This window comes from Agrobacterium sp. M50-1 (assembly GCF_049843495.1).
Classification (GTDB): domain Bacteria; phylum Pseudomonadota; class Alphaproteobacteria; order Rhizobiales; family Rhizobiaceae; genus Agrobacterium; species Agrobacterium radiobacter.
On the sequence record NZ_JBBHZH010000014.1, the window covers coordinates 1 to 20,487 of the forward strand.

The following is a 20,487-nucleotide window of genomic DNA, read 5'->3' on the forward strand; positions in this document are numbered from 1 at the left end:
GACAGAATATCGTATTTCCGAGGTCCAGAAACGCAAAAAGCCCCACGAAGGGGCTTTGTTGGGATCGCAGGGATCGTTGGTTGCGGGGGCCTGAGTGCGCGGAGACTTGTAAATTGGCAAACATCCAACCGATCAACGACTTATCCGCAAGGTTTAGCTTTACGATCTCGCGGGCAAACGTCGATCCCTAGGCTGTAACAACAATCTTGGGATGATAAGCCGTCCATTCGCCAATCCATGTTGGCTTCAACGAAACGTTCAGCGTGTTCCCATTTGGCGATGTCGCGCCAGCAGACAAAAGCAACTCGCGCTCCCGGCGCGAGCGCGTGGCGCATATGGGTAAACGCCGCTGCAGCATCGTCAAAGAACATCACTCCAAACCGCGAGAACAGGATGTCGAAGGCGCCCTTAGGAAATTCGGTGCTGCTGGCGTCAGCCACTCATAACAGGACCGGTGTATCCTGCGCTAGCACGCGCGCTCTATCGATCAGTTCGGATATGTCCACGCCCAGCACATAGCCCTCCGCGCCGACGCGAGCGGCCAGATCTCGGCTGGACGCCCCCGCGCCGCAGCCGACTTCCAGCACGCGTTCGCCCGTGGCGGGCGCGGCAGCTTCGATCGCAGCCTGGCCGAATCGTGCCATCATGGCATCGAGCCGGACCTGATAGATGCCCCCAGGGCACCCCCCTCTGTCCTTTCCAGTCGGCAGTCTGATCGGCATTTTGCTCTGCCATGCTCACATCCTTCCTTTTCCGATCTGCTCTTAACCAGGCTATGCGTCCATGCGGTCGTTGCCACCGTGCGCGGCCATGAACATGGCGACGGCCGACCGGCAATAGGATTCGATTTCGTTGTCGTCCTCTGCTCTCGCCTCATCGAAGCGTGCGATAATCAGGAGATCAAAGCCTTTGAAAAGCGCGGCAAACAGGCGGGCAGACTGGACAGGATCAGGCACATTCAGAGGCACCTTCGCATGCAATTGACGCAGCAGGGCCTCAATTTGGGCGATCATATGGGCGGGACCGGCTTCGTAATGGATCTTGCTCAACGACTTTTGACATCGGCCGTGACCATGGCTTCGACACTGCGAACGTCCGGGCGCAACAGCTTGCGAAACAGGGATGATCCCACCGCCATGAGCTGATCTTCGGCCGAACCGTCGACGCCTTCAAAAAGGACATGCGGCATTAATTGATGGCAGCGGGCTGCAAATGCTGCGCCGTACGCCCTACTTTCTTCTTGTGGCGCGCGAGTTCCGCGAATGCTTACGGCCGGGAGAGCCCAAACGTCTTCCTGATGCCGCTATCCAATGCCTTGGCTGGAACAAATCGTTTCAGGCGACTGAGAAGCGTAGCCTGCTTTCCAACCGGCCTGCGCATTTTGTGAGGGCCTGTGATCGCTGCCATGATTTCGGCAGCGACAGTCTGAGGACTGCTTGCTGTCCTAATGGCGGAAAGAACGGCCTCATTGGATTTGGCTAATTGGTGAGCGTAGTCGTCAATGCGCGTCTCCGTCCGCTTCGCATTGACATCGAGACTTGTCCTCGTGAACGTCGGCTCAAGCAGGACAGAGCGAATGTTGAATTGCCGAACTTCGTGGTCAAGCGTTTCAGATAGTCCCTCCAGGGCATGCTTGCTGCTGGCATAAAGGCCCATATAAGGTGCGGGGAGGAAGCCGAGGACCGAGCTGACATTGACGATCAGACCGGAGTTCTGCTGCCGCATCGCAGGCAATACCGCTCTTATCATGCGCAGTGGGCCAAAGAGATTGGTTTCAAAAAGGGCCTTCGCCTCATCGTCCGACGTGCTTTCGACCGGCCCGACAAGAGAGACGCCTGCATTGTTCACCACGACATCAATCCGACCTGAACGGGACAGAACCCAATCGACGAATTGCCTCACCGACTCGTCATTGTCCACATCGAGACGTCCGTACTCAACACTAGGAACCGGTCCACTTTTGTCCGGATTGCGTGATCCTGCAAATACCTTGAACCCATTCTGTGACAGCAACCTCACGGTCGCCTGCCCTATACCGGAGGATGCTCCGGTCACCACAACAATCTTGTCTGTGGACATCTACGCTCTCCAAAATTAGCGTTGGATTAGAAATCAATTTAGATTTCGTTTGTAATCTATAACTCAGTTAGATTGCAAGCGAAATAAAACGCATTTGCAGAAATTGAGGAGGCGGATGGTCAGTCCACACGACACATGGGTGAGTCGTCTCGACGCAGGAAACATCGGTCGAGTTAATGCGGCGGTTCTCGCCTGAAGAGTAACAGGTGTGACGGATGCTTATGGCGTCAAGTCACGCCGTTCGCCTGTCCGCTGGTGGATTGCCCAGCGCACGCTGGAACGCGGACCGTTGCTCGCCTCTTTCGACGTAGTCCTGCAAGCCAGGGCTATCCAGCAGAATATCAGAGTGCTTGAGCGGCCGCAGTACGCTCACCATAATGAGATCACCGGCGCTGAACTGAGCCCCCTCAAGCCACTCTTTCCCTCCAAGCGTATCGCCCAGTTCCTGGAGCCGCTGACTGAGATGACCAACGCTGCCGGAGGCGATACAGGGTTCGATCGTATTAACCGCTGCAAACATCCACATGATGGAACGCGAGCGCGCATTCGCTTCATCGGGAAGGAGGCCGGCGAAACGCTGTGCTATGTGAAGCACGATCGCACCGGATTCGAAAAGAATGAGATCGCCCTCCTGGTAGATCGGCATCTGGCCGAACGGCTGCATTTCCAGATATTCGGGGCGGCGCATCTCGGAAAAAGTCAGGTGCCGTAGAGTGTAAGGCTGTCCGACTTCCTCAAGAGCCCATCTTACACGCATATCGCGGTGGTATCCTCTGCCCCCATCCGGAGGATTTTTAAAAATTGAGACGATAGGGTTCATGTAAAGGCTCCTCATTGGCAGGATTGAAGCGGGACGAAGACATGGCTTCCGAAAGGGTTCAGTGGGCACACAAAACACACGCCACTCTCGCCAAAGCAGTATGGCCCCTCCGCAGCATCATCTGCTGCGGAGGCGCGGGTTGGCTATTCCGCAGCAAGCGAATGTTGAGCTGTTTCCGTATTCCCGTGCTCCGTCGGATGCATTTCTGCCTTGGGCGGCTTGACGCGGAACCATGCAGCATAGAGTGCCGGCAGGAAGAGCAGGATGATGAGCGTGCCCACCGCCGTTCCGCCGATAAGCGTGTAGGCCATCGAACCCCAGAAAACCGAATGCGTCAGGGGAATGAAGGCAAGGACCGCGGCAAGCGCTGTCAGGATGACGGGCCTCGTTCGCTGCACCGTGGCTTCAATCACGGCATGATAGTCGTCCAGACCCGCGGCCTTGTTCTCCTTGATCTGCTCGGTGAGGATCAACGTGTTGCGCATGAGGATGCCCGCCAGGCCGATAAGACCCAGGATCGCGTTAAACCCGAAAGGCTGGTTGAACAGGATCAGGGTCGGCACGACGCCTGCAAGACCGAGCGGTGCCGTCAGCATCACCATCGTCATCGTCGACAGGCTGCGGACCTGAAGGATGATGACGATCAGGGTCGCTGCGATCATCAGTGGGAACACCTTCACCAGGGCAGTATTCGCCTTGAGTGATTCCTCTATATTGCCACCCATCTCGATCGTGTAACCAGCGGGCATAGATGCAATGAGCGGCTGAAGAGAGGTCATCACCTGTTGCGAAACCTCCGGCGGTTGGGTCGCCTCGTTAATGTCGGATCGGACCGTCACCACAGGCGTTCTGTCACGACGCTTGAGGATCGGCTCTTCGAAGCGCACCTCCGTGTGGCCGATCTGATCGAGCGGGATCGCACGGCCGTCTCTTGTCACGAGCGAGAAGTCGGCTAGCCTTGCAGGATCGAGGCGGATTTCACCGGCACTTCTCGCCACGACAGGAACGTTTCGGATGTTCTCACGAACTTGCGTGACGGGAACACCACTCAGCAGGAGCTGTATCTGCTGGGCAGCCTCGGCGGACGACATGCCGATGAGGTTCAGGCGATCCTGATCAGGAACGAACCGGACAACAGGTGTACGGTTACCCCAGTCACGGTTGGCATTTCTGACGTCAGGTACCGAGCTCATGAGAGCAAGTGCCTGCTCGGAGATTTTGTACAGCTCTTCGGCGTCCGGTCCTTTGATCCGAAACTCGACGGGGAATGGCGTGTAGGGGCCAAAGACGAGTTGCGTCACACGGACGAATGCCTCGGGCGCCAGCCCTTGCGCAACGGCTTCCCGCAGACGCAGTTTCAGCGCCTCACGCTCATGTGCGTCGGATGTCAGCACAACGATCTTCGCAAAGGCAGGATCGGGCAGTTCGGGCGCCATGGCGAAGAAAAAGCGGGGCGCACCCTGGCCGATGTAGCTGGTCGCGATCTTCGTTTCGGGCTGCTGCTTCAACCAGGCCTCGAGCTTCTTTACCGTGGCTGTCGTCGTTTCGATGCTCGTGCCTTCAGGCATGCGAACTTCGACAAGAACCTCAGGGCGGTCCGATGTGGGGAAGAATTGCTGCTTCACCGCGCCCATCCCGACGACCGACAGCGCCATGACGACGCCGACCACGGCACAGGTCAGGAACTTGTGCTTGACGGTGAATTCGATCGCACCGCGCAGGCGTCTGTAGTTCGGCGTATCGTAAATCGCATGATGACCGCCTGCTACCGGCTTGATATCGGGCAACAGCTTTACACCGAGATAGGGCGTGAAGATCACCGCCACGAACCAGGAAACAATCAGTGCGAAACCGACGATCCAGAAGATGTTACCGGCATATTCACCCGCCGCAGAGGCGGCAAAACCGACGGGCATCAGGCCGATTATGGTCACAAGCGTGCCCGACAGCATCGGTGCCGCAGTATGGCTCCAGGCATAGGCAGCCGCCTTGATGCGGTCCATGCCCTCTTCCATCTTCACGACCATCACCTCGATGGCGATGATGGCGTCATCGACAAGCAGGCCAAGTGCCAGGATCAATGCACCGAGCGTGATGCGGTCGAAGAACCGCCCCGTCTCGAGCATGATGATGAAGACCACAGCGAGCGTCAGCGGAACGGCCAGAGCCACGACGATGCCCACCCGCCAGCCGAGCGCAATGAGACTGACGAAGAGCACGACGCCGAGGGCCATGGCGAACTTCACCATGAATTCACCCACCGCCGCGTCAATGTTGACGGCCTGATCGCTGACCTTCGTCAGTGTTATGCCAAGGGGTAATGACTGTGCAATCTGGCCGGAGCGTTGCTCTAACGCCTTGCCAAGCTCCAGACCATTCCAGCCCTGCTGCATGACCACGCCGAGCATGATGGCCGGCTCGCCGTCATGACGGATGACATAGCTTGCCGGCTCCTGATAACCCCGGCGTACCTCAGCAATATCGGAAAGCTTGAACGCACGGCCGGAAGCGACGATGGGCGTATCAGCGATAGACTGAATACTGTCATAGGCACCGTCGAGACGAATGAAGACCTGCGGACCCTGCGTATCTATCGAGCCAGCGGGCGTAACGGTATTGCGCCGTTGAAGCGCTGCGGCAATGTCCTGAGGTGATATGCCGAGCGTAGCGAGCTTCTCGTAGGAGAACTCTACGAATATCTGCTCCGGCTGTTCGCCGAGAATGTTGATTTTCTTCACGCCTGGAACATGGAGCATATCCTGCCTGATCTTTTCGGCCTCCCGGACGAGATCGCGCATCGGCATGCCCTGCGCCTTGAGAGCGTAAAGGCCGAAGCTGACGTCGGAATATTCATCGTTCACGAACGGCCCCAGAACACCCTGCGGCAGGTTTCTGGCTTCATCGCCAAGCTTCTTGCGCGCCTGATAAAATTCTTCGGCGACGGCGCTTGGCGGCGTATTGTCCTTGAGCGTGACGGTAAGATAGGCAAAGCCGGGGCGCGTCGTTGTCTCGACCCGGTCGTACCAGGCCAATTCCTGAATGCGCTTCTCCAGCGGCTCGGCAACGAGATCCTGCATCTCGCGCGCGGTTGCGCCCGGCCAGACAGTCGTGACAGTCAATGTCTTAATGGTAAAGGAGGGGTCTTCAGCGCGTCCCAGCTTGACGAAGGCATAGACGCCGGCAAGCGACAGAAGGACGATGAAGAACAGCGTCACGGCGCGTTCGCGAACCGCAAGGGCGGACAGATTGAGGTTCATCAGTTTGCCGCCTCTTTTGTGCCAACGCTGGTGCGAACTTGCGCTCCATCCTTCAGAAGATGTGCGCCAAGCGCAATGACCTCCTCTCCCGGTTTGACGTTAGTGACGACCACATTCTCTTCGCTCACGCGCTCTACGTTCACATCACGAAACTTCACGACAGACGATTGCTGATCGATCACCCAGACGCCTGTCCGCGTCCCGTCATCCAACAGGGCGCCTATCGGCAGTTCGGCATGATTCTGCACATCCCTGTTCGCGATTTCGATGGTAACGGTCGCCCCCAGGGGCGCATTCGCAGCCCCCCCTTCAAGCACCCAGCGCGTTTCATAGGTGCGGGTCTGCTGATCGGCAGAATCGGAGATTTGGCGCAGCTCGGCCTTCTCCACATTATTTCTGCCGTACACCGATGCGGAAGCCTGAACCCCGATTTCAGGGCGCATGGTTTCAGGGAGCCAGACAATTGCTTCGCGCGGACCAGACTTCGCGAGCCGCACAACCGGCTGCCCGGCGGTTACCACCTGGCCCGGCTCCCCGAGCGTCTCGACAATGGTTCCATCTGCATCGGCAACAAGAACCGCATATTTTGCTTCGTTTTCCGCGACATCTGCGTCAGCCTGAGCGGCGGCCAACTGCGCCGTCGCCGTATCCAGCAGGGCTTTCGATCGTTCATATTGCTGCGTCGAGGCAGCAGAGGTCTTCACCAGCACGGCAAAGCGTTTCTCATCGGCTTTCGCTTGGACAAATGTCGCCTGTGCCGCAATGACGGCGTTTCGCTTGGCGGTCAGAGCAAGGCGAAGATCGGTCTCGTCAAGCCTCATCAATGGCTGGCCAGCGCTTACCTGCTCCCCGACGTCGACGAAACGTTCAACGATCTTGCCGGGAACGCGAAAGCCGAGATTACTCTGGACCCGGGCACCAACGGTTCCGGTAAAGCTACTGCTCGAATTGCCAGGAAGCCTGGCCGTCGCGAGGTTGACCAGTGGCGCCAAGGTCCGGGGATCGGCAGCCTTTGCCTCTGGCGCCTGCGCCGGAAGCAGCAGTGCTGCGGCTCCGCCTGCGGCCAGCGCCAGCACTGCTGCTGCAGTGACAACAAGTTTCCGTTTCATTTCATCGCCCCTTCTTGACGGCCTGTTCAAAAATATTAGATTGCACTCTAACTCTAAAAGACATATAGATGTCAAATGAAATCTAATTGGAGGTCCACATGCGAGTGAGCCGCGTACAGGCAGAAGAAAACCGCGAGAGGGTGATCAACGTCGCCAGCCGGTTGTTTCGAGAGCATGGTTTCGACGGAATCGGGCTCAAGGATCTGATGAAGGGTGCAGGCCTCACCCAGGGTGGCTTCTACAAGCAGTTCGCATCAAAGGACGATCTTGCGGCACTCGCATCACGGCGTGCTCTCGAGAGCGCCACGAGAAGGTGGTCTGATGCCGCAGCAGACACATCAGATCCGCTGGAATCGATTATCGGCTTCTACCTCTCCAAAGATCATAGTGGCGAGAAGGCCGAAGGATGCCCACTTGTTGCTCTCGGCGCCGACGCGGCGCGTCAAACTGCCGAAGTTCGTCGCCCGTTTGAGGATGGTATCCGGGCGCATTTCGAGGTGCTCGAAGAGCTGATCGGAGACGATGGCGATGGAGCTCGAAGCGAAAAGGCTATGGCAATATTGTCCATGATGGTCGGTGCGGTGACGCTGTCCCGAATCATCGAGGATGAACTGCTATCGACGAGAGTACTCGATGCGGCAGCGAGCGAGGTCCGGCGCATTGCTGGCCACGATGCCAGCGACTGACAGACAGTTTTTGGATATTCGCCGCCGATTGCTGGCACAGCTCAGCCGAAGCCGCACGCCTATCGGGAGAGAATAGCGCGAACCGCATGTCCCACGTTCACGACCAGTCATTCGGTCGGACGCCGAAGGCATGTCAAATTTTTAATCGTAAACAGGTGGAAATACAAATGCGTCGTGTCGTTGTCACGGGAATGGGAGCCGTCAGCCCCCTTGGTGCAAATGTCGATATCTCCTGGTCCCGGCTCCTTGCTGGCAAAAGCGGAATCCGGCGACTGGGTGACGACATCGTCGGGGATTTGCCGTCAAAAATCGGAGGCGTGGTCCCTTCCCTGGCTGACGATCCTGAAGGAGGATTTGATCCTGACAGGACGCTGCCCTCGAAGGATCAACGCAAGGTCGACCGCTTCATCATCTTTGCGCTGGCAGCGGCGGAAGAGGCTCTCGCGCAGGCGAACTGGAAGCCAGCTTCCGAAGAAGAAAGACTGAGAACGGCGACAATCATCGCATCGGGCATCGGTGGCTTTCCCGCGATAACGGAGGCTGTACGTACCGTCGATCAACGCGGCGTCCGCCGTCTTTCGCCCTTCACCATTCCATCCTTTCTCGTGAATCTCGCTGCCGGACAAGTCTCTATCCGGCATGGCTTTAGAGGCCCGCTGGGAGCACCGGTGACGGCATGCGCTGCCGGCGTTCAGGCGATTGGCGATGCAGCGCGACTGATCAGGTCCAATGAAGCCGACATTGCGGTTTGTGGCGGAACCGAGGCCTGTGTGAACATTGTCAGCCTTGGTGGTTTCGCAGCCGCAAGATCACTATCGACAGGCTTTAACGAGACCCCGGCCAAGGCCTCACGTCCTTTCGACACGGCGCGCGACGGCTTCGTGATGGGTGAAGGCGCGGGCATTCTCGTCATTGAAGCGTTAAGCCACGCCCTTGCTCGCGGTGCAACGCCGATAGCAGAACTCGTTGGATATGGAACGACCGCCGACGCCCATCATATTACCTCCGGGCCGGAAGATGGAAGCGGCGCCCGCAGGGCAATGCAAATCGCCATCGCGCAGGCGGGTATCGCGCCGCACGAAATCGGCCATCTAAACGCACATGCGACTTCGACCCCGGTTGGAGATCTCGGAGAGCTCAGAGCAATCAAGAGCCTGTTCGGCCAAAGGAAGTCGATCGCTGTCAGCGGCACGAAGTCGGCGACGGGGCACCTGCTGGGGGCCGCCGGCGGCCTTGAGGCTATTTTTACGATCCTGGCGCTCCAGCACCAGATCGCGCCCCCGACCTTGAATCTCAGTTCACCGGACCCTGAGGCCAATGGCATCGACTTTGTCGCAAACGATGCCCGACCCATTGATGTTGAATATGCGATATCCAATGGCTTCGGCTTCGGCGGCGTTAATGCCAGCGCTGTGTTTCGACGCTGGCCGAGGAGAGGCAATCGTACGCCATTAGCCGACTAACCCCCGCGCGTGGTCCCCTTTGAACAAAGTCTCTACCAGGACGCTCCCATTATGCAACCAACGACTGTCGTTTCACCACCCGGCATAACGCTCCTCAAGCCAAGGATCGCCGTCATCGGCGTCGGCGGTGGGGGCGGCAATGCCGTCAATAACATGATCATGCAGGATCTCGAGGGTGCGGAGTTTATCGTTGCGAACACCGATGCCCAGGCCCTGTCGATGTCAAAAGCGCCACGGCTTATCCAGCTTGGCCCGACCGTCACGCAGGGGCTTGGTGCAGGTTCAGTAGCTGATATTGGACAGGCAGCAGCCGAAGAGTCGATCGACGAGATCATGGATCACCTCCACGGAACACATATGTGTTTCGTGACGGCGGGCATGGGGGGCGGAACGGGAACAGGTGCCGCACCCGTTATCGCCCATGCTGCGCGCAAGGCAGGCATACTGACGGTCGGCGTCGTCACCATGCCCTTCACATTCGAAGGTACCCAGCGAATGCGAACAGCGCGGCAGGGAATCGAGCGTCTCAGCGAATGCGCGGATACGGTGATCGTCATCCCCAATCAGAACCTGTTCCGGATTGCCGATGCGAAGACAACCTTTGCTGATGCCTTCGAAATGGCAGATGATGTGCTGCATGCCGGGGTCAGTTCCGTCATCGATCTGATCGTCAAGGAAGGATTGATCAATCTCGACTTCGCCGATGTAAGGTCAGTCATGCGTGACATGGGCCGGGCGGTCATGGGCACGGGCGAGGCAACGGGAGACGCCCGCGCCCGACATGCCGCCGAGGCAGCGATTGCCAATCCGCTGTTCGATGAAGCGTCCGTCAGGGGAGCGAAAGGCCTTCTCGTCTCGATCTCCGGCGGACCGGACATGACCCTTTTTGATGTCGACGAAGCGGCAACGCGTGTTCGCGAGGAAATCGATGACGACGCCAGTATCGTCGTCGGCGCAACATTCAATGATGCGCTTGAGGGGCAGCTAAGGGTCTCGGTCGTCGCCACCGGATTGAGACAACCAGCAGAGGTGATCCACCTTTCGGAGCGAAGGGCGTGATGCTGGCTCATACCATGGAGATTTGAAATGTTGAAGCGTTTTCGAGAAATATGGCGATCGTGGGAAGATGCCGTCCTGGGTATCGACGATCCGCAGGGAGACTCCCTCATCGCGCTGGAAAAACGGCTGGCCCGGCTGGAGACCGAAGTGGCTGGATTAAAGGCACAGCCCCACGAGGAGGTAGTGCGGGAAGACGGCGCCGAAAATAAAGGGTGATGGCTGTATAAACCGGCTCAGTTCCGCGTGGAAACCAACAGATAAGTTTACAGTGCCCTTGCGACGCCACCCATAAAGCTGCGAGGGATCCAGGCCTTCAGACCGGGCAACCGCCGCGACATTCGCCCCAGGCTGCAGCGTCGCGGCGACGATCCGTGCCTCTTCGTCATCCGACCAGGCACGCGGCTTGCGCCGTCTTCGCACGGGCTCCGCGGTCAAAACCTCAATGGTTAGAGGGTGGATGCCGCCGGCAGCGAATTGATCTTGAGCAGGGGTCCGACTGGCGACGCCTAGATCGCCTGTGGTTTGAAGTCGCTCTTGGCGACTGGCATGACGGCTTGGAGCAGTGCCACAGACTTCTCCAGACCTTCCAGGCTGTTCAGAAGGACGTCTTCATGCTCGATGGAAAGCCAGCCGTCGTAGCCTGCCATCTTCAGCCTGTAGCAGAATTGCCGCCACCATTCCTCTCCGTGGCCGAAACCGAGCGTGATATAGGACCAGCTCCTGGCGGGAATATCCATCAGGCTTCCATTCTCCAGGAGGCTGCCTACGGCCTGTTTCGGGGAGTTCAGGAATGTGTCCTTGGCATGGACGTGATAGACGGCTTCGCCGAGCGCTTCCGCCGCCACAAGAGGATCGGCACCCATCCAGAAAAGATGGGAGGGGTCCAGGTTTGCACCGATGACCGGGCCTACCGCCTCACGCAGCCTGAGCAGGGACGGAACGTTATAGACGCACTGGTTGCCATGAAGTTCCAGCGCGATGCGTTCGACCCCGTGTTCTTTTGCCAGCGCAGCGATCCTCGTCCAGTACGGGATAAGTTTCTCCTCCCATTGATACCGGAGTATGGCCTGCGTTTCGGGAGGCCAGGAGGAAACCACCCAGTTCGGCATGGTGTCCGTTGCGTTTCCGGCGGGGAGGCCCGACATGGAGCAGACAGTACTAATCCCGAGCTCGCCGGCCGCTCGGATCGTATCCTCAAGCCCCTGCCCTTGCGCGGGGTCAGTCGGATGCAACGGGTTTCCGTTGGCGTTGAGGCTAATGACCTCCAGTCCACGGTCAGCGAAGGATGCGAGGAAGTCCTTCCGCACGTTGCCGTCCTTCAATATCCCCGGCAGATCAAAGTGCGGAGCGGTGGACCAGCCGCAGGTGTTGACTTCTACTCCGGAAACCCCGAGCCGGCGGGCATGGTCGAGCATCTCATCGAACGGCAGGCCGCCCAGACTGTCTGAAACAAAACCCAGCTTCATGCGTAGAACTCCGGCTTCATGATCATCTCCACGGGCATCTTGTGTCCCTTGTTCAGCGCTTGCACCCCCGCCTCGGCGACGACGGCGGCGCAGTACCCGTCCCAGCTGCTGGACGCCGTCTCTGGGAACAAGCCGCTCTCCGCAAAGCGCAGGAATGCCCTGTTCTGACGCCGGTAGGCCTCATGGTAGCGGCCACGCCAGTCGGCCTCGTAACTCGTGCTCTGTCCCAGATCGCGGTCCACCCGCGTGTAGTTCACCGGGTTCATCGCTATGGTCGCCTTTTCGCCCACCAGTTCGGCGCGAACATCGTAGCCATAGGCTGCGTTGTTGTTGATCTCGATGTTGACAAGCTGGCCATCCGCCGTCTCAAGCACCATATGAACGGGCGCGACGAGGGAGTCGGAGCGCTTCGGCTGGAACGCAGAAATCGAAATGTATTCGGTGCCAAGGACATGGCGCACCACGTCGAATTCATGGGGTGCCGAATTGGTAATAGCCATCGCACCGGTAAAGTCGGCAGCCGGGGTCGCCACGTTGCGGTGGAAGTTATGCATCATGAGGGCTCGGCCGATCGCGCCATCCTGCACGGCTCGCTTCATCTCGACGTACGACTGATCGAAGCGGCGCATGAAGCCAAGCATGATGAAGCGTTCACCAGCCTGCTCCTCCGCCTTGAGGATATCGAGGCACTCCGATGACGATTGCGAAAGGGGCTTTTCACAAAGGACCCGCTTGCCCGCCTTGATGCAGGACAACGAAAGGGTCGCGTGCGTAAAGTCCGGGCTGGCGATGATGATCGCATCGACGTCCTGTCGTGCCGCGATACCATCCGGATTCACATCTACATCGCGAGCGCCGTAGCGGTCAGCGACTTTCCTCGCCCGATCAGAGTCCATGTCGCACACGACCTGGAGCGTTGCGCCCGGCAGATCTTCCGCCACGATCTTTGCATGGTCTGCCCCCATCAATCCCGCCCCGATGATTGCGATCCTGGTACTCATTTTCTATGATCGTCCTGTAACTGATGAAAGGGATGGCCGGCGCAAGCAGAGCACCGGCCTGTATCGTTGCGTGCCGGGCCTCGTTTCCCGACGCGCTTCCCTTGGGAGGGTTATTTCTTTGCGTACTGATCAACGTTTTGCTTGGTGATCGAAGCAAACGGAACCAGCTTTTCCGCCGGCGCCTGTTCGCCCTTCTTCAGGCCCTCAACAACCTCAAAGGCAGCCTTGGCCTGCCCTGCTGCATCCTGGAAGATCGTCTGGGACATCGTGCCGGCCTTGATGGCGTTAAGCGCGTCGGCCGTGCCGTCGACGCCCGAGATCAGTACGCCCTTAAGGCGATTGGCTCCCTGCAGGGCTTCGAGAGCACCAAGCGCCATCTGATCGTTGGCAGCGACGATGGCATCGAAGTTCGGGAAGCTCTGGATCCAGTCTTCCGTGACCTTCATGCCCTCGGCGCGATCATAGTTGCCCGATAGGCTTGCGAGCGTCGTAACATCCGATCGGCCGAGCGCATCCTCAAACCCCTTCTTCCGCTCCTGCGTGTGGGAGAGACCCGGCGTGCCTTCGAGATAGAGAATCTTCGCATCTTTCGGCAGATTCGCCTTCATGTATTCGCCCTGAAGACGGCCGGCATCGATGTTCTTTGAACCCACAAATGTATATTTGCCGCCAGCAGACTGGATCCCGAGAGCGATCACGGGAATGCCCGCCTCATTGGCCTTCTCAACTCCAGGCACAATGCCCTGATAGTCGACCGGCACGACAACGATGGCATTGACCTTCTGCGCGATGAAGTTATCGATCTGGTCGAGCTGCTTGCTGACATCGTTATTCGCGTCAGAGAAATTGACCGTCACTGCCGGGTCAGATTTGGCAGCCTCGATGAAGGCGTTCTTACGTGCCATGACGAACACGTCGGTGTCGGCCATGTTGGCATAACCGACGACAAACTTGTCGGCTGCTGTTTCGGCGGTTGCGGCGGTTGCGGCGGTTGCGGCGGTTGCGGCGGTTGCGGAAAGCGCGGCCAGAGAGACTGCGCAGGCGAAAGCAAATTTTGCGATAATTTTCATGGTTTCCTCCCAAAGGGTGTGTGTTGGTGCAGGGGCGGAAATCCCGCCGACACAGAGTTATTTCCGGGACCGAAGGTCCCTGGAACGGGTTTATGCCTTCTTCTTGCCGCGGGCTGATTTCGTCCAAACATCAAGGATCACCGCGATCGCAATGATCAGACCCTTAATGATCTGCTGCCAGTAGGAGCTGACATTCATGAGATTGAGGATGTTGTTAATAACGCCGATGATCATGGAGCCAATGATCGTACCGGTGATGGTTCCGGTCCCCCCCATCAGACTGGTACCACCGACAACCACGGCCGTGATCGCGTCAAACTCATAGCCAACGCCGCCTGCGGGCTGGCCGGAATTGATGCGCGACATCAGAACAATGCCGGCGACGGCACAGAGGACGCCATTGAAAATGAACGCCTTGATGACGATGCTGTCGGGGTTGATTCCAGAGGCAAGTGCGGCGCGCTGATTCCCGCCGACGGCATAGACGTATCGACCGAACTTAGTTTTGTTGAGCAGAAGCCACGACAGGACGACCACTACCGCCAGAATGAGCACGGAGATGGGGACTGGGCCTAGTGAACCCTGTCCTATGATCTTGAAGTCACCGAGGCCAGTTACGGGCGATCCGCCCGTATAGAGCAGTACGGTTCCACGTGCGACCGTCGTCATGGCAAGCGTCATAATGAACGAGGGGATTCGGAAGAACGTGATTACGAAGCCGTTGATCGTGCCAGTTATGACACCCACGACAAGACCGGCTGCCACCGCAAGTACGATGCTGCCGGTCATCGACATCACGCTTGCCGCGATTACCCCGCAAAGAGCAAGAACCGAGCCGAGGGAAACGTCAATATGCCCCAGGATGATGACGAAGGTGATGCCACAGGCCAAAAGACTGACAACGACCACCTGTCTCAGAACGTTAGTGAGATTTGCTTCCGTCAAAAACGTCGGGCTCAACATCGAGGCCAAGATGCAGATGCCGACGAAGATCAGGACGGTGCCGTACTTGCGGTAGATCTGGGAGAAGCTCATCTCCCGTAGACCCCGCAACACCCGTCCCTCCCGCTTTTCTGCTCCTGCTACTGGATCTATACTCATCAATGTCCTCCCGTGGCGAGGCGCATGATGCTTTCCTGCGTCGCCTCGCTCCTTGTAAGTTCACCGGTCACCCGGCCTCCGCTCATCACCACCACGCGGTCACTCATCCCGAGAATTTCGGGCAGCTCGGATGAGATCATGATGATCGCGAGCCCTTGGCGGGCGAATTCGGTCATGAGCTTGTGAATTTCCGATTTGGATCCCACGTCGATCCCGCGCGTAGGCTCATCGAGAATGAGAAGCTTCAGATCGCCCAGCAGCCATTTCGCAAGAACGATCTTTTGCTGGTTGCCGCCGCTCAAGTTCTCCACAGTCATCGCTGTGTTGGGCGTTTTGATCTGCAGCATCTTGATCATGCGCTGCGCAGCGCTTTCCTCCTGCCGTTTGCTGATGAACAGCCGCGAGGTGAACTTCTGGAGGTTTGCCAAAGAGATATTTTCGCCCACGGACCGGCACAGAACCAGGCCCTCCGACTTGCGATCCTCGGACACCATGGCAATGCCGCTGGCGATCGCGTCCCTCGGCGAGCCAAGCTTCAAAGCAGCGCCGTTCAGTCGGACCACTCCGGCGTCGGCGCCATCAAGTCCAAAAATCACGCGTGCGACCTCGGTTCGGCCGGCACCTATGAGACCCGATAAGCCTACAATCTCGCCAGCACGAACATTGAAGCTCACGTTTTCGAAGACGTCGTGGCGGGTCAGGTTTTCGACCGACAGGACGACCTCACCGATCGGCACTTCTTCTTTGGGAAATACCTCGGAAATCGTCCGCCCGACCATCTGAGAGATAAGCGTGCCTGTATTGTATTCACTAGCCGGTCCCGCGGCGATATATTGACCGTCGCGCATGACGGTAATGTCGTCGGCTATCTGGAAGATCTCATCCATCTTGTGCGTGATATAGATGATGGCGACACCAGCGGCTTTCAGCTCGGCGATCTGCCGGAAGAGCATCGCGACTTCGGTGTCGCTGATTGCTGATGTCGGCTCGTCCATGATGACAAGAGAGGCTTCGCGCGAGATTGCCTTGACGATCTCGACGAGTTGCATGGTCGCGATCGACAGTTCGCGCATTTTCATTTCGGGGCTGTAACGCAGGCCTACGCGGGCGAGCAGGACCTTTGTTTCGTTGTTCATCCTGTCGAAGTCGACGAACTTGGACAGAAGCCCGGTTTCGGCGCGGACAGGTTCGCGACCGAGAAAGATGTTTTCGGCGATCGTCATATCGAGCACCGGGCTAAGCTCCTGATGTATCATGGAAATGCCGCGATCGAGTGCCGCTGCAGCATTCTGATGATCCAGCTTTTCGCCCCGAAAATAGATCTCGCCGCCATCGATCGCGTACATACCGCTCAGAATCTTCATAAGGGTCGATTTGCCCGCGCCGTTCTCGCCAACGAGCACGTGCACGGTGCCGGCACGGACCTGGAGGTTCATCTCGTCAAGCGCGAGCACACCGGGGAAGGCCTTGGTGATCGACCGCATCTCAAGGACAAAGTCGTTTTCGTCATTTATAGGCGCGCGAGCGCCGTCGCCGCCCGACAGCGGCGCCACCTTCAAGGTCGCGGACATGAAAGGTTTTCCTCCAAATGAAAGGACTCTCCCAAGTCCTCTCTGCCTTAACGGCGGTATTTCATGACGAACAAATCACTAAAACTGACCTGATTGTCAACTTATGGATGGATTTTACTCTCAAATACTCTCATAATTAATTTCATTTTATGAGAGGCTTCGATGTCCCGACCGACGATCCCAGATCTTGCCAAAGCTGCCCGCGTGAGTATTTCAACGGTCGATCGCGTTTTGAATGGCCGCGACCCAGTCCGCTCGCAGACCGCCGAGCGGGTTCTCAATGCCGCCCGGGAGATAGGCTATCACGGAGTCACGGCGATTGAGCGGCGGTTGGAACACGACAAGCCAGTTATCAAGTTCGGTTTCCTTCTCAAGCAGTCGCATCGAAAGCTTTACCAGATGTGGGGGGAGCTGCTGACGGCGGCCGTAGAAGCTTTTCCGGATGCGCATGGGCGACCGATCGTGAGGTTTATGAACGATCTCGCACCAGACAAAGCTGCAGAGGCAATCTACTCCCTCAGCCGGGAGGCCGACGTGATTGGGATAATTACGTCAGATCATCCGCAGGTGAACCACGCCGTAGACGGTCTTGCCGCCGAAGGCATTCCCGTCGTGACGATGATCTCCGACCTCTCAACTGCCGCGCGCGCGGCCTATGTCGGCAACGACTGCGTCAAGAAGGGTCGGACCGCGGCTTGGTTCATAGCGGGACTCAATGCCAACGGCGGCAAGGTCGCTGTCTTCGTTGGTAGCCATAGGTATTTGGCCCAAGAGCTTAACGAAATGGGATTCCGGTCGTATTTTCGAGAAAGCGCGCCCGGCTTTCAAATGCTGGAAACGGTCGCCACTCTTGAGGAACCCGAAATCGCATATGAAGCCACTTGCCGTCTTCTCCAAACCGAACAGGATTTGGTCGGACTTTACGTCGCCGGCGGCGGCATCACCGGCGTGATGCAAGCCCTTCGCGAGAACGGCGGGCCTGTGGCAGAACGCCTGGTCGTCATTGCTCACGAGCTGACGAATGAAACGAGGGCAGGTCTTGCGGAGGGGTTGATCAAGGTGGTCCTATCCCATCCTGCAAGGCTACTGGCGGAGACTCTGGTCCGAGCCATGGCAGAAGCGCTTGACGCTGATAGACCAACGACTCTTTCTCAGCACATTATTCCCTTTGAGTTTTATTCTGCGACAAACATCTAGCGCAACATTGATTGCTGGCACCGGCGATGATCCGTCCGCGTCGCAATCCGCGGGTTGCGTCGGACACTTTTTATGCAAGCGCGTGACCACCAAAGCGGTAAACCGGGCCCTTCGGGCCGATCGCCTCGACGTTTCGGGGCTGGTCAGTGTCTTGCCCTTCAGTCGCACAGTTATCGACTCTCCGCACTCGGAGCTGAAGGTAAGCAAATGTGTCCGAGACAAGCCGTGAAGTTTCCGAATATCCGAGCGGCGAGACACGAGCCAACAAACTCGGCAATAGCAGCTTTCCCTCACGGTAGGTGTACTGCGAGACTCAGGAATCGATATCCTATCTGTAGGTTGCGTTGAGTTTCACGTGCTGCCGGAAAACGCGTCTGAATTCGCGGTAACTCTCAAACCCAAGAGAGATCGCCAACCGAACCACCGTCGATTGGGTGACGGAACAACAAACAGCAAGGGAATTTGCTGTCCCGAAGGCGACGACTTCCGGGCAAGCGACAGCAGTTCGCGCTACTCTCTCTTGATGGCTCGATAGCCTCAAGCTTTTGACCTCAAGCATGTTTCTCAAATCAAATACTGTTTTGGGCTTCTGAACTGTTGATTTCGTTGCCATGACGATTGTCTTTCGCCCCGCCGATGCGTTTCTGAGTGGCTGATTTTTCCAATACCTATGTGATGGCAGGAGCAATATCGGCCCCTGCCATCTATGCCTTCAAATCACAGGAACCGGCTGTTTTTTCGACACGGATTCAATCGCAGCAAGTGCAATCGCCAGAGCGTTGCGAGCATCAGCTCCTGTTGGTGCATTCTGAACAACGCCGCTACGAACCGCATCGACAAAGGAAGCAAGCTGCGCCGTATAGGCCTGAACGAAGTGGTCCGTATCGCGCCGCCATGTGTCGTTGGATACGCCAGTAGCGTCGAACAGCGTCATGCTAGAACGTCGTACGTCGCCCATCGCAACCATTCCGCCGGAGCCGAATACTTCGCCGCGAATATCGTAGCCGTACATTGCAGAGAAGTTTGCTTCCGCAACCGCGATCGAGCCGTTGTCAAAACGAATATTGACGACGGCGGTATCGAGGAAGCCTGTATTGCGTGCGTCCGAGCGAACCAGCGCATCTGCCATTGCGAACACTTCTACAGGCTTTGCGCCGGCGTTCAACCAAAGCAGGGTGTCGAAGTCGTGGATCAACGTTTCATAAAAGATGGTCCACAAAGGAATCCTGCCTGGGTCGCCGCCGAACGGACCAGGATCACGCGTTAGCGACCGGATGAGTTGAACTGCGCCGACCTTTCCGGCATCGATCGCTTCGCGGCCTTCGGCAAATGCCTGGTCCCAGCGACGATTAAAACCGACCTGCAGCGGAACGCCTGCGGCCTTTGCGGCTGCAATGCCGCGGTCCGCATCTTCAAGCGTGAGCGCCATTGGCTTCTCGCAGAATATCGCCTTGCCGGCCTCCGCAGCCTGCACGAGGATATTGGTGTGAAAGCGTGCGGGTGTCGCAATGATGACCGCATCCAGACCGGGGTGAGAAAGCACTTCTGCAACGTCGGTGTAAGAAGCGTCGGCGCCCAGCCTCTCCGCAAGCTTTGCAGCGGCTCCGGGGGCGGGGTCGGCGACGGCTATCAGCTCCGCGTCCACGAGCCTTTTTGCGACACTCTCACCATGAAACGAACCGATGCGCCCTGCCCCGATAAGTCCGACGTTGACTGTTTTGACCTTGGTCATGATTTTTAGTCCTGTTTTTGAAATCAGAGAGTGAAGGCTTCGCGGAAGGCAGCAAGCGCGGCGTCAGCATCTCCGGATGCCCATGCTTCCATCCCGATCGGGCCGGAGTAGCCCATGTGGCTCAGGGCTCTTGCGATCCCCTTCCAGTTCACTTCGCCGGTACCCGGCTCAAATCGCCCGGGTACATCGGCCACCTGAATCTCACCGATCCACGGCAGGCTCCTGCGGCAAAGTTCGATCAGGTTCCCCTCACCGATCTGCGCGTGGTAGAGGTCCAGGTTCAAACGCAGGCGCGGATGGTCGATGCTCGATACGAGTGCCAACGTGTCTTCGGCGCGCCCGAACGGAACGCCGGGGTGATCGACGGGAAGATTGAGGTTTTCCAGCGTGAAAACCACGTTTTCTTCTTCCGCGAGGTCGACGACTCGGCGTAGCGTATCCTGAGCCTTCAGCCACATGGCTCCCGTGACGACCTCGACAGGCTGAATCGGTAGTCCACGATCCCCGAGGCCAGTGCCGTGAAGGTTGAGGCGCTGCACGCCAAGACGTTTACCGATCTGAGCTGTTTCGCGCGCGGTTCTCAAAAGTTCGGCTGCACCTTCTTCATCCGTAAGGCGCCCGGTCAGGTAACCGTTCATAATTGTGAAGGTCGCACCTGTGGCTTCGAGCTTGGCGATGTCGTGCTCTGGCCAATTCCAGAGGCCCACGCCAAATCCCTGCTCCTTCAATCGGGAAGCGCGCCATTCGATAGGCTTGTCCCGCCACAGCATCTCCGCGCAGGCGGCTAACGGAAACGGGGTGTTATTCGTACTGCTCATTTGGGGTGGTTCCCTGGATTTTGGATATGACTGTCCCAAGGCCCGGCGAACGCGCCGG

Annotated in this window: 17 protein-coding genes and 2 pseudogenes; 5 read left to right on the plus strand and 14 right to left on the minus strand. The window is 57.9% G+C overall.

From position 1 onward, the window contains the following. Positions 1–272: 272 nt before the first annotated feature. The 6 genes and pseudogenes from WDZ78_RS22585 to WDZ78_RS22610 form a co-directional block, all read right to left on the minus strand. Positions 273–735 (minus strand): annotated as a pseudogene (locus tag WDZ78_RS22585) (class I SAM-dependent methyltransferase); the annotation flags it as partial. A 38-nt stretch (positions 736–773) separates the two neighbouring features. Next, positions 774–1,225: pseudogene (locus WDZ78_RS22590) on the minus strand (TetR/AcrR family transcriptional regulator C-terminal domain-containing protein); the annotation flags it as partial. A 41-nt stretch (positions 1,226–1,266) separates the two neighbouring features. Further along, positions 1,267–2,079 carry an oxidoreductase gene (locus tag WDZ78_RS22595; protein ID WP_059756123.1) on the minus strand — a complete coding sequence of 271 codons (813 nt, stop codon included), beginning with the start codon at positions 2,077–2,079 and terminating at the stop codon, positions 1,267–1,269. Positions 2,080–2,311: 232 nt separating this feature from the next. Beyond that, positions 2,312–2,899, minus strand: a complete 588-nt coding sequence (locus WDZ78_RS22600) for a glutathione S-transferase family protein (protein ID WP_425674302.1) — start codon at positions 2,897–2,899, stop codon at positions 2,312–2,314. A 143-nt stretch (positions 2,900–3,042) separates the two neighbouring features. Then, on the minus strand, positions 3,043–6,156 hold the full coding sequence (locus WDZ78_RS22605; RefSeq protein ID WP_059756126.1) for an efflux RND transporter permease subunit: 3,114 nt from the start codon (positions 6,154–6,156) through the stop codon (positions 3,043–3,045). Then, positions 6,156–7,265: an efflux RND transporter periplasmic adaptor subunit gene (locus WDZ78_RS22610; protein WP_425674303.1), complete on the minus strand. Its 1,110-nt coding sequence runs from the start codon at positions 7,263–7,265 to the stop codon at positions 6,156–6,158. The genes WDZ78_RS22605 and WDZ78_RS22610 overlap by 1 nt, the downstream gene beginning before the upstream one ends. A 98-nt stretch (positions 7,266–7,363) precedes the next feature. Between WDZ78_RS22610 and WDZ78_RS22615 the strand changes: the two genes are divergently transcribed. The 4 genes from WDZ78_RS22615 (at position 7,364) to WDZ78_RS22630 (ending at position 10,689) form a co-directional block, all read left to right on the plus strand. Then, a complete protein-coding gene (locus WDZ78_RS22615) occupies positions 7,364–7,951 on the plus strand; it encodes a TetR/AcrR family transcriptional regulator (RefSeq protein ID WP_425674305.1) in 588 nt (195 codons plus the stop codon). Between the two features lie 167 nt (positions 7,952–8,118). Next, positions 8,119–9,414, plus strand: coding sequence for a beta-ketoacyl-ACP synthase II (fabF, locus tag WDZ78_RS22620; RefSeq protein WP_425674321.1), 1,296 nt, complete (start codon positions 8,119–8,121; stop codon positions 9,412–9,414). 51 nt (positions 9,415–9,465) lie between these two features. Beyond that, positions 9,466–10,473, plus strand: coding sequence for a cell division protein FtsZ (gene ftsZ / locus WDZ78_RS22625; RefSeq protein ID WP_425674306.1), 1,008 nt, complete (start codon positions 9,466–9,468; stop codon positions 10,471–10,473). A 27-nt stretch (positions 10,474–10,500) separates the two neighbouring features. Then, positions 10,501–10,689 (plus strand): hypothetical protein, encoded by a 189-nt coding sequence (locus WDZ78_RS22630; protein ID WP_059756138.1) that lies wholly within the window; start codon positions 10,501–10,503, stop codon positions 10,687–10,689. Here the strand turns inward: WDZ78_RS22630 and WDZ78_RS22635 are convergent. The 6 genes from WDZ78_RS22635 to WDZ78_RS22660 form a co-directional block, all read right to left on the minus strand. Further along, positions 10,630–10,893: a transposase gene (locus WDZ78_RS22635; protein WP_245289636.1), complete on the minus strand. Its 264-nt coding sequence runs from the start codon at positions 10,891–10,893 to the stop codon at positions 10,630–10,632. The two genes, WDZ78_RS22630 and WDZ78_RS22635, sit on opposite strands and share 60 nt — an antisense overlap. An 86-nt stretch (positions 10,894–10,979) precedes the next feature. Beyond that, positions 10,980–11,939, minus strand: a complete 960-nt coding sequence (locus WDZ78_RS22640) for a sugar phosphate isomerase/epimerase family protein (RefSeq protein WP_059756141.1) — start codon at positions 11,937–11,939, stop codon at positions 10,980–10,982. Then, positions 11,936–12,940, minus strand: a complete 1,005-nt coding sequence (locus WDZ78_RS22645; RefSeq protein ID WP_059756149.1) for a Gfo/Idh/MocA family protein — start codon at positions 12,938–12,940, stop codon at positions 11,936–11,938. Before WDZ78_RS22645 ends, WDZ78_RS22640 begins: the two co-directional genes overlap by 4 nt. Before the next feature lie 110 nt (positions 12,941–13,050). Beyond that, a complete protein-coding gene (locus WDZ78_RS22650) occupies positions 13,051–14,010 on the minus strand; it encodes a sugar ABC transporter substrate-binding protein (RefSeq protein WP_425674307.1) in 960 nt (319 codons plus the stop codon). 90 nt (positions 14,011–14,100) lie between these two features. Then, positions 14,101–15,111: an ABC transporter permease gene (locus WDZ78_RS22655; protein ID WP_059756155.1), complete on the minus strand. Its 1,011-nt coding sequence runs from the start codon at positions 15,109–15,111 to the stop codon at positions 14,101–14,103. Then, the gene (locus WDZ78_RS22660; protein WP_059756156.1) at positions 15,111–16,682 is read right to left on the minus strand and encodes a sugar ABC transporter ATP-binding protein; all 1,572 of its coding nucleotides are present in this window, start codon (positions 16,680–16,682) and stop codon (positions 15,111–15,113) included. Before WDZ78_RS22660 ends, WDZ78_RS22655 begins: the two co-directional genes overlap by 1 nt. Positions 16,683–16,844: 162 nt before the next feature. Between WDZ78_RS22660 and WDZ78_RS22665 the strand changes: the two genes are divergently transcribed. Beyond that, positions 16,845–17,879 (plus strand): LacI family DNA-binding transcriptional regulator, encoded by a 1,035-nt coding sequence (locus WDZ78_RS22665; protein WP_059756158.1) that lies wholly within the window; start codon positions 16,845–16,847, stop codon positions 17,877–17,879. A gap of 712 nt (positions 17,880–18,591) precedes the next feature. Here the strand turns inward: WDZ78_RS22665 and WDZ78_RS22670 are convergent. Beyond that, positions 18,592–19,611, minus strand: coding sequence for a Gfo/Idh/MocA family oxidoreductase (locus WDZ78_RS22670; RefSeq protein WP_059756159.1), 1,020 nt, complete (start codon positions 19,609–19,611; stop codon positions 18,592–18,594). A gap of 23 nt (positions 19,612–19,634) precedes the next feature. Then, positions 19,635–20,429, minus strand: coding sequence for a TIM barrel protein (locus tag WDZ78_RS22675; RefSeq protein WP_059756162.1), 795 nt, complete (start codon positions 20,427–20,429; stop codon positions 19,635–19,637). Between the last annotated feature and the right edge of the window lie 58 nt (positions 20,430–20,487).